This is a genomic window from Pseudomonas sp. NPDC090233 (assembly GCF_044772285.1).
GTDB lineage: Bacteria > Pseudomonadota > Gammaproteobacteria > Pseudomonadales > Pseudomonadaceae > Aquipseudomonas.
This window is the reverse complement of the sequence record NZ_JBIVYQ010000004.1, coordinates 593,952-607,678: the sequence shown is the minus strand read 5'-3', so window position 1 is coordinate 607,678 and position 13,727 is coordinate 593,952. Positions and strand designations below refer to the sequence as shown.

General features: G+C 63.3%; 14 protein-coding genes. 7 read left to right on the top strand and 7 right to left on the bottom strand.

The window, feature by feature from the left end; genetic code table 11:
• Position 1 precedes the first annotated feature (1 nt).
• Complete coding sequence (gene trpB, locus ACIQUF_RS14135) at positions 2-1,219, top strand: tryptophan synthase subunit beta (protein ID WP_403132354.1); 1,218 nt, start codon at positions 2-4, stop codon at positions 1,217-1,219.
• The gene (trpA, locus tag ACIQUF_RS14130) at positions 1,216-2,025 is read left to right on the top strand and encodes a tryptophan synthase subunit alpha (protein ID WP_403132351.1); all 810 of its coding nucleotides are present in this window, start codon (positions 1,216-1,218) and stop codon (positions 2,023-2,025) included. Before trpB ends, trpA begins: the two co-directional genes overlap by 4 nt.
• Before the next feature lie 104 nt (positions 2,026-2,129).
• Here the strand turns inward: trpA and ACIQUF_RS14125 are convergent, their stop codons facing one another.
• On the bottom strand, positions 2,130-2,462 hold the full coding sequence (locus ACIQUF_RS14125; protein ID WP_403132348.1) for a DOPA 4,5-dioxygenase family protein: 333 nt from the start codon (positions 2,460-2,462) through the stop codon (positions 2,130-2,132).
• A 53-nt stretch (positions 2,463-2,515) separates the two neighbouring features.
• On the opposite strand from ACIQUF_RS14125, the gene ACIQUF_RS14120 reads away from it, so the two are divergent.
• Entirely contained in the window at positions 2,516-3,049 is a 534-nt protein-coding gene (locus ACIQUF_RS14120; RefSeq protein WP_403132346.1) for an NAD(P)-dependent oxidoreductase, read from the top strand.
• Here the strand turns inward: ACIQUF_RS14120 and ACIQUF_RS14115 are convergent.
• Positions 3,042-3,941, bottom strand: a complete 900-nt coding sequence (locus ACIQUF_RS14115) for a choline sulfate utilization transcriptional regulator (protein WP_403132345.1) — start codon at positions 3,939-3,941, stop codon at positions 3,042-3,044. The genes ACIQUF_RS14120 and ACIQUF_RS14115 overlap by 8 nt on opposite strands.
• A gap of 109 nt (positions 3,942-4,050) precedes the next feature.
• On the opposite strand from ACIQUF_RS14115, the gene betC reads away from it, so the two are divergent.
• From betC to ACIQUF_RS14100, 3 genes are all read left to right on the top strand, one after another.
• Positions 4,051-5,568 carry a choline-sulfatase gene (betC, locus tag ACIQUF_RS14110; RefSeq protein ID WP_403132343.1) on the top strand — a complete coding sequence of 506 codons (1,518 nt, stop codon included), beginning with the start codon at positions 4,051-4,053 and terminating at the stop codon, positions 5,566-5,568.
• Between the two features lie 14 nt (positions 5,569-5,582).
• Positions 5,583-6,506, top strand: a complete 924-nt coding sequence (gene choX / locus ACIQUF_RS14105) for a choline ABC transporter substrate-binding protein (protein ID WP_403132340.1) — start codon at positions 5,583-5,585, stop codon at positions 6,504-6,506.
• A 130-nt stretch (positions 6,507-6,636) separates the two neighbouring features.
• Positions 6,637-8,202 carry a SulP family inorganic anion transporter gene (locus ACIQUF_RS14100; protein ID WP_403132337.1) on the top strand — a complete coding sequence of 522 codons (1,566 nt, stop codon included), beginning with the start codon at positions 6,637-6,639 and terminating at the stop codon, positions 8,200-8,202.
• 109 nt (positions 8,203-8,311) lie between these two features.
• Here the strand turns inward: ACIQUF_RS14100 and aroE are convergent, their stop codons facing one another.
• On the bottom strand, positions 8,312-9,136 hold the full coding sequence (aroE, locus tag ACIQUF_RS14095; protein WP_403132334.1) for a shikimate dehydrogenase: 825 nt from the start codon (positions 9,134-9,136) through the stop codon (positions 8,312-8,314).
• Between the two features lie 25 nt (positions 9,137-9,161).
• Positions 9,162-10,073 carry an oxygen-dependent coproporphyrinogen oxidase gene (gene hemF, locus ACIQUF_RS14090; RefSeq protein ID WP_403132332.1) on the bottom strand — a complete coding sequence of 304 codons (912 nt, stop codon included), beginning with the start codon at positions 10,071-10,073 and terminating at the stop codon, positions 9,162-9,164.
• Positions 10,074-10,207: 134 nt separating this feature from the next.
• On the opposite strand from hemF, the gene ACIQUF_RS14085 reads away from it, so the two are divergent.
• Positions 10,208-11,185, top strand: a complete 978-nt coding sequence (locus ACIQUF_RS14085; protein ID WP_403132330.1) for an NADPH:quinone reductase — start codon at positions 10,208-10,210, stop codon at positions 11,183-11,185.
• 97 nt (positions 11,186-11,282) lie between these two features.
• Here the strand turns inward: ACIQUF_RS14085 and ACIQUF_RS14080 are convergent, their stop codons facing one another.
• The 3 genes from ACIQUF_RS14080 to dprA form a co-directional block, all read right to left on the bottom strand.
• Positions 11,283-11,576 carry a hypothetical protein gene (locus tag ACIQUF_RS14080; protein ID WP_403132328.1) on the bottom strand — a complete coding sequence of 98 codons (294 nt, stop codon included), beginning with the start codon at positions 11,574-11,576 and terminating at the stop codon, positions 11,283-11,285.
• 412 nt (positions 11,577-11,988) lie between these two features.
• The gene (locus tag ACIQUF_RS14075) at positions 11,989-12,546 is read right to left on the bottom strand and encodes an L-threonylcarbamoyladenylate synthase (RefSeq protein ID WP_403132327.1); all 558 of its coding nucleotides are present in this window, start codon (positions 12,544-12,546) and stop codon (positions 11,989-11,991) included.
• Between the two features lie 38 nt (positions 12,547-12,584).
• Positions 12,585-13,682 (bottom strand): DNA-processing protein DprA, encoded by a 1,098-nt coding sequence (gene dprA, locus ACIQUF_RS14070; protein ID WP_403132325.1) that lies wholly within the window; start codon positions 13,680-13,682, stop codon positions 12,585-12,587.
• Positions 13,683-13,727: the final 45 nt, after the last annotated feature.

The window sequence follows — 13,727 nt, the reverse complement described above, 5'->3', positions numbered from 1 at the left end:
CATGACCCAGTCCCAATACCGCGCCGGCCCCGATGCCAACGGCCTGTTCGGCTCGTTCGGCGGCCGCTACGTGGCCGAAACCCTGATGCCACTGGTGCTGGACCTGGCACGCGAATACGAAGCGGCCAAGGCCGACCCCAAGTTCCTCGAAGAACTGGCCTACTTCCAGCGCGACTACATCGGCCGCCCAAACCCGTTGTACTTCGCCGAACGCCTGACCGAGCACTGCGGCGGCGCGAAGATCTTCTTCAAGCGTGAAGAACTGAATCACACCGGCGCGCACAAGGTGAACAACTGCATCGGCCAGGTGCTACTGGCCAAGCGCATGGGCAAGAAGCGCCTGATCGCCGAAACCGGTGCTGGCATGCACGGCGTGGCCACCGCCACCGTCGCCGCGCGCTTCGGCCTGCCCTGTGTTATCTACATGGGCGCCACCGATATCGAGCGACAGCAGGCCAACGTGTTCCGCATGAAGCTGCTGGGCGCCGAGATCGTCCCGGTCACTGCCGGTACCGGCACGCTGAAGGACGCCATGAACGAGGCCCTGCGCGACTGGGTCACCAACGTCGACGACACCTTCTACCTGATCGGCACCGTGGCCGGCCCGCACCCGTACCCAGCGATGGTCCGCGACTTCCAGTCGATCATCGGCAAGGAAACCCGCGCCCAGCTGCAAGAGAAGGAAGGGCGCCTGCCCGATAGCCTGATCGCCTGCGTAGGCGGCGGCTCCAATGCCATGGGCCTGTTCCACGACTTCCTCGAAGACGAAAGCGTCAAGATCATCGGCGTCGAAGCCGGCGGCCATGGTGTGCACACCGACAAGCATGCGGCCAGCCTCAACGGCGGCGTACCGGGCGTGCTGCACGGCAACCGTACCTACCTGCTGCAGGACGACGACGGCCAGATCACCGACGCCCACTCGATTTCCGCCGGCCTCGACTACCCAGGCATCGGCCCGGAACACGCCTACCTGCATGAAGTGAAGCGCGTGGAATACGTCAGCATCACCGACGACGAAGCCCTCGACGCGTTCCACGCCACCTGCCGCCTGGAAGGCATCATCCCGGCGCTGGAGAGCTCGCACGCGCTGGCCGAGGCGATCAAGCGCGCGCCGAACCTGCCCAAGGACCACCTGATGGTCATCTGCCTGTCCGGCCGTGGCGACAAAGACATGCAAACCGTGATGAACCACATGGCCGCCCAGGAGAAACAGGCATGAGCCGTCTTGAACAACGCTTCGCCGATCTGAAAGCCGAAGGCCGCGCCGCGCTGGTCACCTTCGTCACCGCTGGCGACCCTGGCTATGACGCTTCGCTGCAGATCCTCAAGGGCCTGCCGGCAGCTGGCGCCGATGTGATCGAGCTGGGCATGCCGTTTACCGACCCGATGGCCGACGGCGTGGCCATCCAGCTGGCCACCCTGCGTGCCCTGGAAGCCGGCCAGACCCTGGCCAAGACCCTGCAGATGGTCCGCGAATTCCGTGTGGATAACCACACCACGCCGATCGTGCTGATGGGCTACTACAACCCGATCCACCGCTTTGGCGTGGAGAAGTTCGTCGCCGAAGCGAAGGAAGCGGGTGTCGATGGCCTGATCATCGTCGACCTGCCGCCAGAGCACGACGCCGAGCTCGCCACCCCAGCCCAGGCCGCAGGCATCGACTTCATCCGCCTGACCACCCCGACCACCGACGATGCGCGCCTGCCGCGTGTGCTGGAGCGCAGCTCTGGGTTCGTCTACTACGTATCGGTGGCCGGTGTGACCGGTGCGGGTTCCGCCACCACCGAACACGTGACCGAGGCCATTGCCCGCCTGCGTCGGCATACCGACCTGCCGATCAGCGTTGGTTTCGGCATTCGCACGCCGGAGCAGGCTGCGGCAATTGCGCGCTTGGCTGACGGCGTAGTGGTGGGTTCGGCGCTGGTCGACAAGATCGCCCAGGCCAAAGATGCCGACCAGGCAGTGGCCGATGTGCTTGGCTTATGCTCGGCGCTGGCTGAAGGTGTGCGCAGCGCACGACGCTGATCCGCGTCGCCTGATTCGCGGGCAAGCCCGCTCCCACACGTTCAGTGCCGCTCTTGAGGGTTGTGCATAACTGTGGGAGCGGGCTTGCCCGCGAAGAGGGCCGCTCAGCCACCAAAAATCGACAGCTTCAACGGCCTCACAGCCCCCATCCAGATCGCATGATCCCGGTGATCCGCCAGCTCATCCCCCGTCTCCGGGTGCAAAAACACCACTAGCCCCTTGCGATACAACGCCAACCACGGCAACACCACCCCTACCACCTCCGGCCCGAACGCCAACTGGCAGCTCCAATCCGGATGCGGCCCGACTGGTTTCTGGTGCATGCGCCCCATGGTCACGGGAAACAGCCGCGTCGCTTCCTCGCACAATTCCCGCGCCTGTTCCATGGTCGATGCGTCGTAGTAAATATGGGCGTGGTAACCCTTGATCCTCTGCACGATGTCTCCTGATTGCGGTCCAACCATCACCCACCTGCAAAGGGAGCGATGCGGTGAAAAATGCCGAAACCCCAGTATTCAAGCTGGTGCTGTTCGGGGCTGAAAACAGCCTGGGCAGTGCTCTGATTGCCGAGATGCTGTCGCGCCAGCACGAAGTCACGGCCGTGGTCGACGACCTCAACCGCCATGCCCCGCGCCCGGGCCTGCATTTCAAGATAGGCGGGTTGGGCGATGCCGACCAGGCGGAGCAGAGCGCGGCAGGTGGCTCGGCGGTGGTTGCGCTGTTGTCGGGTGAGCTGGCCGGACAAGGGCAGATGGCCGAGGCGCTGGTGGCTGGGTTGTCTCGCACGACTATACGCCGGGTGTTGCTGGTGGGCGATTTCGATGTGCTGGATGCGCCGGGCAAGCACACCGACGAGGAGCGTGAGAGCGTGGACCGGGTAGTGGATGTGCTGCAGCGCAGTGCGTTGCACTGGACGGTGATCAATGCTCCAGCTGCCTTGGCAGATCTTGAGAGAGTCGCAGCAGGGATGGCCGATATGCTGGAGCTGGATCTGCATCGCGGCGAGCATCTGAACTTCAGGTAGTGCGCTCCTGCTCCAGCCAATCCACAAACCGCTCGATCAGCGCCCCCCGCCGTTTACGGGGCGGCAGCACCACGTAATACCCCCGCTTGGAGCGCAAACTGCCCTCCAGCGGCCGGCACAGCAACCCTTGTTCGACCAACCCATCGACCAGGTGCCCCCAGCCGATCGCCACCCCTTGCCCGGCAATCGCCGCCTGGATCAGCAAGGTGTAGTTATCGAAGCGTAACTGCCCAGGCGGCGGTGCACTGGCCACGCCAAAGCCACGAAACACCCCCGCCCAATCGAACCATCCACTGGCCTGCTCGCCGCGTAAATGAAGTAACGGCAATCGTTGCAAAGCCACGGCTGACAAGGGTTTGCCATGAATCAGCCGTGGGCTGCAAACCGGAAAAACCTCTTCATCGAACAGCCAGCGACTCTCACCCTGGTGAAACCGCCCATCGCCAAACAGCACCGCCACATCGATATCCGGTCGCAGCATGCCCTGGCTGCGCTCACCGGTCACCAGGCTTACATCCACTTGTGGATAAGCCTCGTGAAAGCGCTGCAGCCGTGGCATCAGCCAGAACGACGCAAAGGCAAAGTCGGTGGCCACCTGCAGCACCTCGCGCTGGCCGCGACCACTCGCTTGGGAAATACCGTCGTCCATGGCCTGCAGGCCTTGGTGCACCTGCTCGAAGAGCATCTGGCCCGCATCGGTAAGCGCGATACCGCGGTAGATGCGGTCGAACAACCGGGTGCCCAGTTGTGCCTCCAGCCTTTTCACCTGCTGGCTCACCGCCGGCTGGGTGGTGCCCATCTCCAGCGCCGCCGCCGTGAAGCCACGCAGGCGAGCAGCAGCCTCGAACACGCGCAGGGCATCGAGCGACAGTTCGGCGAGGTGATCAAACATAAGCTCAACTAATCCCAGTCATTGCCCGCCATGGGCTTTACCCACGTTATCCACAGTCGCATCTTGAAAGGCAAGCGGTTCGCATAACCTTCAACGATGGAAGCCAACCATGACGCGCCCCAACATCCTGTTCATCATGGCCGACCAGATGGCCGCACCCCTGCTGCCGATCTACGGCCCTTCGCCCATCCAGATGCCGCACCTAAGCCGGCTTGCTGAACAAGCCGTGGTATTCGACTCGGCCTATTGCAACAGCCCGCTGTGCGCGCCATCGCGCTTCACCCTGGTCAGCGGCCAGTTGCCCAGCCGCATCGGCGCCTATGACAACGCCGCCGATTTCCCCGCCGATGTGCCGACCTACGCTCATTACCTGCGCCGCCTCGGCTACCGCACGGCGCTATCGGGCAAGATGCATTTCTGCGGCCCGGACCAGTTGCACGGCTACGAAGAACGCCTGACCAGCGACATCTATCCCGCCGACTATGGTTGGGCGGTGAACTGGGATGCCCCGGACGAGCGCCCGAGCTGGTATCACAACATGGCGTCCGTGCTGCAAGCCGGCACCTGCGTGCGCACCAACCAGCTGGATTTCGACGAAGAGGTGGTGTTCAAGGCCCGCCAATACCTCTACGACCATGTGCGCGAGAATGATGGGCGGCCGTTCTGCCTTACCGTGTCGATGACTCACCCGCACGACCCATACACCATCCCCAAGCGCTATTGGGATCGTTACGAGGGTGTGGATATCCCTATGCCGCGCGCCGAGTTCAGCCAGCACGAACAGGACCCGCATTCGCAACGCCTGCTCAAGGTCTACGACCTGTGGAACAAGCCCCTGCCTGTGGACAAGATCCGCGACGCCCGGCGCGCCTACTTCGGCGCCTGCAGCTACATCGACGACAACATCGGCCAGTTGCTGCAAACCCTGGAAGACTGCAACCTGGCCGACGACACGCTGATCGTGTTTTCCGGCGACCACGGCGACATGCTTGGCGAGCGTGGGCTCTGGTACAAGATGCACTGGTTCGAGATGTCGGCGCGGGTGCCATTGCTGGTCCACGCCCCCAAACGCTTCGCCCCAGGCCGGGTCAGCGCCTCGGTATCGACCTGCGACCTGCTGCCGACCCTGGTGGAACTGGCCGGCGGCGCTGTGGATAACAGCCTGCACCTGGACGGCCGCTCGCTGCTTGGCCATCTGCAAGGGCAGGGCGGCCACGACGAAGTGATCGGCGAGTACATGGCCGAAGGCACGGTCGGCCCATTGATGATGATCCGCCGCGGCGCGTACAAGTTCGTGTACAGCGAGGACGACCCCTGTCTACTCTATGACCTGAGCCGCGACCCGCACGAGCGGGAGAACCTCACCGGCAGCCCGGACCATCAGGCGCTGCTGCAGGCATTGCTCGATGAAGCCAGGCAGCGCTGGGATATCCCCAGCCTGCGCCAACAAGTTTTGGCCAGCCAGCGGCGCCGCCGCCTGGTGGCCGAAGCCCTGGCCATCGGCAAACTGAAAAGCTGGGACCACCAACCGCTGGTTGACGCCAGCCAACAGTACATGCGTAACCACATCGATCTCGACGACCTCGAGCGCAAGGCACGTTATCCACAGCCCGCACCCATGGATTGAGAAGAGAGGCCGCCATGCACAAGTTCTCCCCCGCCGCGATCGCCCTGGCCCTGAGCCTGGGCGCCGCCACGGCCCACGCCGAAGACGCGCAATGCACTACCGTCAAGCTCGCCGACCCTGGCTGGAGCGATATTGCCAGCACCAACGCCGTCGCCCGCCTGCTCCTGGAAAGCCTCGGCTATCAGGTGAAGATCGACAGCCTGGCGGTGCCGATCATCTATGGTGGCCTGAAGGACGGAAAGGTCGATGCCTTCCTGGGCAACTGGATGCCAGCCCAGCAAGGCTTTCACGACAAATTCATCGCCACTGGCGACGTGCAACAGTTGTCGCGCAACCTGGAAGGCACCGAATTCACCCTGGCCGTACCCGACTACGTGTGGAATGCCGGTGTGAAGGATTTCGCCGACCTGCAAAAGCATGCCGACCAGTTCGACAAGAAGCTGTACGGGATTGGCTCGGGGGCACCCGCCAACCTGTCGCTGAAGGAAGTCATCGACAAGAATGAATTCAACCTCGGCCAGTGGAAGCTGGTCGAATCCAGCGAGCAGGCGATGCTCGCGCAAGTGGACCGCGCGGTGAAGAAAAACCAGTTCATCACCTTCTTGGGCTGGACACCGCACCCGATGAACGTGAAGCTGAAGATGCATTACCTGACGGGTGGCGAGAAGTGGTTTGGCAGCAAGGGCGAGGTCTATACCCTGACCCGCAAAGGTTATCCACAAGCCTGTCCGAACCCGGCCAAGTTGCTGAGCAATCTGAAATTCACCCTGGACATGGAAAACAGCATCATGGCCGAGGTTGTGGATAAAAAGATCAGCTTCGATGAAGCAGCCAAGGCCTGGGTCAAGGCGCATCCAACATTGCTGGAAGATTGGTTGGCGGGGGTCACTACCAAAGGGGGTGGTGACGCTGCTCAGGCTGTGAATGCCAGACTTTGAGATCGTGGGAGCGGCTTAAGCCGCGAACACCGGCTAAGCCGGTGCCATTCACCGCGTCGCCTGCTTCGCGGCTAAAGCCGCTCCCACCCGCTCGCGCGCATTGTGCTCTGCGCAAGGAATTTGATTAACCATGCACCGCCTCATCCACCTGCTGCCCTTTCTCACCTGGCTGCCCCGTCAATCGGGCCGCAGCCTGCGTCAGGACCTGCTGGTAGGCCTGAGCGGTGCCATCCTCGCCCTGCCGCAATCCATCGCCTACGCCTTGATCGCCGGGTTGCCTGCCGAATTCGGCCTGTACGCGGCCATCGTGCCGGTCTTGATTGCTTGTTTGTGGGGCTCGTCCTGGCACCTGATCTGCGGCCCGACCGCCGCCATTTCCATCGTCCTGTACGCCAGCATCAGCCCGCTGGCCGTGGCTGGCAGCAGCGACTATGTGACGCTGGTGCTGCTGCTGACCTTCCTCGCTGGCATCTTCCAACTGCTGCTCGGGCTGTTGCGCTTCGGCGCGCTGGTCAATTTCGTGTCCCATTCGGTGGTGCTCGGCTTTACCCTCGGCGCCGCCATCGTCATCGCCCTCGGCCAACTGCCCAACCTTCTTGGCATGGACTTGCCGAGCCAGGCAACGGCGTTGAAAACGGTGCAAGACCTGGCCAGCCATGCCGGTGAGGTCGACCTGCCATCCCTGATCCTGGGCCTGGCCACGGTGTTGATCGGCGTCGCCTTCAAACTTTTGCGGCCACGCTGGCCGAGCCTGTTGATAAGTTTGATCGCCGTCAGCCTGCTGGCCTGGCTGCTTCCCGGCTACTTTGGCCACGTACCGCGGGTGCCCTCGTTTACCGGCCAATTGCCGCCGCTCAGCCCGCTACCGCTGCTGGATGTGGAACTGATACTGAGACTGCTGCCCAGTGCCGTAGCGGTGGGCATGCTCGGCCTGGTCACCAGCCTGTCGATTGCTCGCTCATTGTCGGCACGCTCGGAACAACTGATCGACGCCGACCAGGAGATCCGCGCCCAAGGCCTATCGAACATGGTCGGCGCGTTCTTCTCCGGTTACTTGTCGTCCGGCTCTTTCACCCGCTCGGGCCTGAGCTACGACGCCGGTGCTCGCTCGCCAATGGCCGGAGTGTTCTCGGCATTGTGGGTAGCGTTGTTCGCCGTCGCGGGCGCCAGCCTGATCGCGCACCTGCCGATTCCGGCCATGGCTGGCAGCATTCTGCTGATCTGCTGGGGGTTGGTGGACCATCGGGGGATACGCGCGCTGTTCCGCGTCAGCCGTGCGGAGTTTCTGGTCATGGCCCTGACCGCCGCCGCCACCTTGCTGTTGGAGCTACAGACAGCGATCTACGCGGGCGTGCTGGCTTCGCTGTTTTTCTACCTCAAGCGCACCTCACGGCCTCGGGTGCAGCAGAGCCGCGAAGGGCAGGCCGATGTGCTGCGGGTGGGTGGGTCGATCTTTTTCGGTGCGGCGCATTATCTGCAGGTGCGGCTGCAACGCTGCCAGGGGCCGGACGTGGTGATCGATGCCCGGCAGGTGAATTTCATCGATTACTCGGGGGTGGATATGTTGCATCGCGAGGCGCGGCGGTTGCAGCGGGGCGGGGGGAGTTTGACGTTGCAGCGGGCCAGGCCGCAGGTGATCGAGGAGCTGCAGAAGCTAGAAGGGGTTGAACTGTGCCCGATTCGGTTTGAGGAGTGACTGGGGCCGCTTCGCGGCCCATCGCGGATGAATCCGCTCCTACAGGGATTGCGCTGAACCTGTAGGAGCGGATTCATCCGCGATGGGCTGCAAAGCAGCCCCAAAAATCTCAGCCGCGAGCCAATTGCCGACGCAACTCAGCCAATACAGGCGCCGTATCCGGCCGCACCCCGCGCCAGATAAAGAACGCCTCGGCCGCCTGCTCAGCCAGCATCCCCAACCCGTCCAGCACCTTGGCCGCACCCAACCGACTGGCCCACTGGCAAAACGGGGTCGGCTCCTTGCCATACATCATGTCGTAGCACACCGTCCGCCCAGCCTCGACCAGGCTGTCCGCAATCGGCGGCAGATCACCGGACAGGCTCGCCGAGGTAGCGTTGATGATCACATCCACCGGCTCCTGCAGCCAGGCGAACCCGCTGGCCACCACCGGCCCCAGCTCATCGAACTCGCGCGCCAGCTGTTCGGCTTTTTCCACTGTGCGGTTGGCAATCACCAGCGACTGCGGGTTGTGGGCCAGAATCGGCTCCAATACACCGCGCACCGCACCACCGGCACCCAGAATCAGAATGCGTTTGCCTGCCAACTCGACCCCGGCATTCACCGTCAGGTCACGCACCAGCCCGGCGCCGTCGGTGTTGTCACCGCGCAGCGTGCCGTCGGCCAGTTTGCTCAAGGTGTTCACCGCGCCGGCACGCTGGGCGCGAGGGGTGAGGCTGTCGCACAGGCGGTAGGCCTCTTCCTTGAACGGCACGGTGACGTTGGCGCCGCTGCCTTGCTTGAAGAAGCCACGGGCGCAATCGCTGAACTCGTCCAGCGGCGCCAACAAGGTGGCGTATTCCAGGTCTTCGCCGGTCTGCTCGGCGAACAGCCGGTGAATCAACGGCGACTTGCTGTGGCCGATGGGGTTACCAAATACGACGTACTGGTCCATGGGGGCTCCTCGGTTATCCACAGGCTTATTGGGCGAGCCAGTCGCGGTCTTGCAGGAAGTACTCGGTCAGGCGGGCTTCTTCGCTGCCGGGCGCGGCCTTCCAATCGTAACCCCAGCGCACCTGCGGCGGCAGCGACATGAGGATCGACTCGGTGCGGCCACCGGATTGCAAGCCGAACAGGGTGCCACGGTCGTAGACCAGGTTGAATTCCACGTAGCGGCCACGGCGGTATTCCTGGAACTCGCGCTGCTCGGCGGTATAGGGCGTGGCTTTGCGGCGCTGGACGATCGGCAGGTAAGCGTCGACGAAGGCATCACCGATGGCGCGGATGAAGGCGAAGCAGGTGTCGAAGTCCCACTCGTTCAAGTCATCGAAGAACAGCCCGCCGATGCCGCGCGGCTCACCACGGTGCTTGATGTGGAAATAGCGGTCGCACCAGGCCTTGTAGCGTGGGTACACGTCGGCGCCGAACGGCGCGCAGGCCTGCTCGGCCACGCGGTGCCAGTGGATGCAGTCTTCTTCGTTGCCGTAGTACGGCGTCAGGTCGAAGCCGCCACCGAACCACCACACCGCTTCCTCACCCTCTTTTTCGGCGATGAAAAAGCGCACATTGGCGTGGGACGTTGGCACATGCGGGTTGTGCGGGTGGATCACCAGCGACACGCCCAGGGCCTCGAAGCCACGGCCTGCCAGCTCAGGGCGATGGGCACTGGCCGACGGCGGCAGGCCGGCGCCGAACACATGGGAGAAGTTGACCCCACCTTTCTCGATCACCTGGCCGTCACCGATCACCCGCGTGCGGCCCCCGCCACCGGCTTCGCGCACCCAGGCATCCTCGACGAAGCGGGCGCCGCCGTCCTCGGTTTCGAGGGCGGAACAAATGCGGTCTTGCAGGTCGAGCAGGTAGGCTTTCACGGCCTCGGTGCGGCTAGTCATCGGGTCACCAGAAACGGGCAGGGAAGAATTCGCCGCGTAGCATATCACCGCCAGCGCGCGCGCCGCAGTTGACGGCGATCAAGCAAAGGCGTCCGATAGAAGGCCTTTCCCGATCCCGACAACAGGAGTGCGAGATGGCCAAGCGTATCCAGTTCAGCCAGCATGGCGGCCCCGAAGTGTTGCAGCTTGTGGAATTCGACCCGGCACCGCCCGGGCCGCAGCAAGTCCGCGTGCGCAACCATGCGATCGGCCTGAACTTCATCGACACCTATTTCCGCAACGGGCTGTATGCCCCGCCAGCGCTGCCTTCGGGCCTGGGCACCGAAGGTGCCGGGGTGGTCGAGGCAGTAGGTGAGGGCGTCACCCGCCTGAAAGTGGGCGACCGCGTGGCCTACGGTGGCGGTCCGCTGGGCGCCTACAGCGAGGTGCACACGCTGCCGGAAGCCAATCTGGTCAAGCTGCCCGACAACATCAGTTTCGAGCAGGCGGCGGCAGTGATGCTCAAAGGTTTGACCGTGCAGTACCTGTTGAAGCAGACCTATGCCGTGCAGCCGGGCGACGTGATCCTGTTCCACGCAGCGGCTGGCGGGGTCGGTTCGCTGGCGTGCCAGTGGGCCAAGGCGCTGGGAGCCAAGCTGATCGGCACTGTGAGCTCTGCCGAGAAAGCCGAGCGGGCCAAGGCGCTGGGTGCATGGGCCACCATCGACTACAGCTTTGAGGATGTGGCCAAGCGGGTGCTGGAGCTGACCGATGGCAAGAAGTGCCCGGTGGTGTATGACGGCGTGGGTGCCGACACCTGGCTGACCTCGCTGGACTGCCTGCAGCCGCGCGGGTTGATGGTGAGTTTTGGTAATGCGTCGGGTGCGGTGAGCGGGGTGAACCTGGGGATTCTGGCGCAGAAGGGGTCGCTGTATGTGACCCGGCCGACCTTGGCGACCTATGCCAACAATGCCGAGAACACCCAGGCGATGGCGGATGACCTGTTTGCGGTGATCGCCAGCGGCAAGGTGGTGGTGGATATTCAGCAGCGGTATCCGCTGAGTGAGGCGGCGAAGGCGCAGGCCGAATTGTCCGCACGCAGAACCGTCGGCTCTACTGTTTTGCTGCCTTGAGCATGTGGGAACGGCTTTAGCCGCGAAGCAAGCGACGCGGTGAATGGCACCGGCTTCGCCGGTGTTCGCGGCTGAAGCCGCTCCCACAGTATGGACGCTATGCCGATGTCGACTCGATGCCATCGAGTATCGCCTCGACCAATCCCTCAGCCAGTTCAATCGCATGCAGGTTCGACCAGTACATGCCGCGGCCTTCTTCGCTCATGTAGTCGAGCGTCTTGTAGCCGGTTTCGTAGGCGCTGCGCAGGTAGAGGGCGACGTGCACCAAAGCATCGGCGGCGCAGATGTTGGGGTTTACGCTGAACAGGGCTTCATGGCCGGCGTCGCAGCGGCCGAAGGCTCGGATGGAGGTGCAGGGAAGGGGTGGATCGGGAACGATTTTCTTGCTCATTGGAATTCACCTGGTCAAGGCTAGCCCTCAATCCGTTACCACACGAATTGGTGGCAGCTGTACGCAGGGTGGTAAACCGGACGAATCCCAAACCCGGCAGGCTCGAAAGCCTCCCGCGCACAGCCGCCATGGACTGCCATCAGGAATCAGATTTTCCGGGTTACCACACCCGATCGCCAAGTTGTTCGGCGACGGTCTGAAGCCTAGAGACAGGACTTCCCACTGAGAAGGTGATGGTATTCGATACGGGGTGTAGGAATTTTCCCAAACTGAGGTATGGGGTGCGAAGTGCTCGCCGACAGAGATTCATCGCCTACGAAATCGAGCGCCGCGCGGGCGGCGCTCGATCTTACCGGCGACGAATCACTATCGGCTTACACTTGGTAGCCTTCACACCATCCCGCTTATAAATTCAGCCAGGCCGCACAACCTCACCCGTCACCAAATCCCGAATCACACTTGGATTCTTCCGCCCCCCCAGCGCCCCACCGAGCACCAGGTCCAGCTGACCATGGAAATACTGCTCCACCCGCAACCGCGTCTTCGCAGCAGGCCGCCCGCCCGGGTTGCACGAGGTGGAAATCAACGGCCCCACCAGCGCGCACAACTCACGCACCTGCGGATGATCACTGACCCGCAGCGCCACGGTGTCGTGCTGCCCCGTCACCCACTCCGGCAACAAGTCCTGATGCGGCACCAGCCAGGTGTTCGGCCCAGGCCAAGTGCTGCCCATGCGGTCAATCCAGTCTTCGGGGAAATCCTCGAACAGGAAGTCGAACTGGCGGATGTTGTCGGCGATCAGAATCAGCCCTTTATCCACAGGCCGGGATTTGAGCGCCAGCAGGCGATACACCGCGTCCTCGTTCCAGGGGTCACAGCCCAGGCCCCAGACCGCCTCCGTCGGGTAGGCGATCACTGCGCCCGCCCGGATCTCACGTGCGGCTTGTTGCACACGAAAACTGCTCACCATTTGTGTCTCTCCGCATTTAAGCCATGCGCGCAGTTTACTTAGCCCACGCGGGCAAACCAACGGCCAGCTTCATTACTCACCCGGCCTTCGAGTTCCAGCTCGGTCAGTTGCGCCAGCACCTGTGCCAGCGGCTGATCGCTGCACAGCGCCAGTGCCTCGCTGGTCTGCGGCGCGGCATGCAGCAAAGCGAGCAAGGGATTGCCGGGTTTATCCACAGCAACCGGCGGTAGGTTCTGCCACCCCTGCAACGTTTCCAGGATCTGCTCCACGCTTTCCACCAGCAACGCTCCATCGCGGATCAACTGGTGGCAGCCCTTGGCACCGGGGTGGTGGATGGAGCCGGGCAGGGCATAGACCTCGCGGCCCTGTTCGGCCGCCAGGCGGGCCGTGATCAGTGATCCGCTGGCCAGACTCGCCTCGACCACCAGCACGCCAAGCGACAGCCCGCTGATGATGCGATTTCGTCGCGGAAAGTTGCCCGGCAGCGGCCCGGCATCCAGCGGGTACTCGGAAACCAGCGCGCTACCGCTGTCGATCATCGCGTTGGCCAAGTCGCGATGGCGCTGTGGATAAAGTTTTTGCAGCCCCGTGCCGAGCACACCGATCGTGCTTCCTCCAGCCTGCAGAGCGCCCCGATGAGCGGCGCCGTCGATGCCCAAGGCCAAGCCGCTGGTGATGGTGAAACCGGCTCGCGACAGGTATTGGGAAAACGCCCTGGCGTTGTCAATTGCCGTCGGTGAAGCACGCCTACTGCCCACAATGGCCAGTTGCGGTCGGTCGAGCAGGGCAGGGTCGCCCGCGACGAAAAGCAGCGGCGGCGCATCGTCGATTTCAGCCAGCAGCGCGGGGTAGCCAGGGCTGTCCCACATCAATAAATGCTGGCCGGGGCGCTCTATCCAGGCCATTGCAGCCATTGCCCCATCACGCACTTCGGCACTGCGGCGGGCGTCAATAGTCGCCTGTGTAAATCCCAATGCGCGCCACGCGCCAGCAGGTGCAGTGAGCGCAGAAGAAGCACTGCCGAACGCTTCAACCAACGTTTGAAACCGACGCAGCCCCGTGCTGGGAAGGCGATGCAGGCGCAGTCGCGCCTCAAGTTCGGCGGGCGAGCAAAGCGACGAATGGTGAATCGGCATGGTGATCATCCTTGATCGAAACAGGGCCATTTACGTGGCACAACC

Bases quoted from the DNA above. Each gene is read 5' to 3' on its own strand.
- trpB (WP_403132354.1), top strand. From the start codon at position 2: ATGACCCAGTCCCAATACCGCGCCGGCCCCGATGCCAACGGCCTGTTC.
- ACIQUF_RS14085 (WP_403132330.1), top strand. From the start codon at position 10,208: ATGGCCAAGCGTATCCAGTTCAGCCAGCATGGCGGCCCCGAAGTGTTG.
- ACIQUF_RS14075 (WP_403132327.1), bottom strand. From the start codon at position 12,546: ATGGTGAGCAGTTTTCGTGTGCAACAAGCCGCACGTGAGATCCGGGCG.
- ACIQUF_RS14100 (WP_403132337.1), top strand. From the start codon at position 6,637: ATGCACCGCCTCATCCACCTGCTGCCCTTTCTCACCTGGCTGCCCCGT.
- choX (WP_403132340.1), top strand. From the start codon at position 5,583: ATGCACAAGTTCTCCCCCGCCGCGATCGCCCTGGCCCTGAGCCTGGGC.
- ACIQUF_RS14080 (WP_403132328.1), bottom strand. From the start codon at position 11,576: ATGAGCAAGAAAATCGTTCCCGATCCACCCCTTCCCTGCACCTCCATC.
- dprA (WP_403132325.1), bottom strand. From the start codon at position 13,682: ATGCCGATTCACCATTCGTCGCTTTGCTCGCCCGCCGAACTTGAGGCG.
- aroE (WP_403132334.1), bottom strand. From the start codon at position 9,136: ATGGACCAGTACGTCGTATTTGGTAACCCCATCGGCCACAGCAAGTCG.
- trpA (WP_403132351.1), top strand. From the start codon at position 1,216: ATGAGCCGTCTTGAACAACGCTTCGCCGATCTGAAAGCCGAAGGCCGC.
- ACIQUF_RS14115 (WP_403132345.1), bottom strand. From the start codon at position 3,941: ATGTTTGATCACCTCGCCGAACTGTCGCTCGATGCCCTGCGCGTGTTC.
- betC (WP_403132343.1), top strand. From the start codon at position 4,051: ATGACGCGCCCCAACATCCTGTTCATCATGGCCGACCAGATGGCCGCA.
- hemF (WP_403132332.1), bottom strand. From the start codon at position 10,073: ATGACTAGCCGCACCGAGGCCGTGAAAGCCTACCTGCTCGACCTGCAA.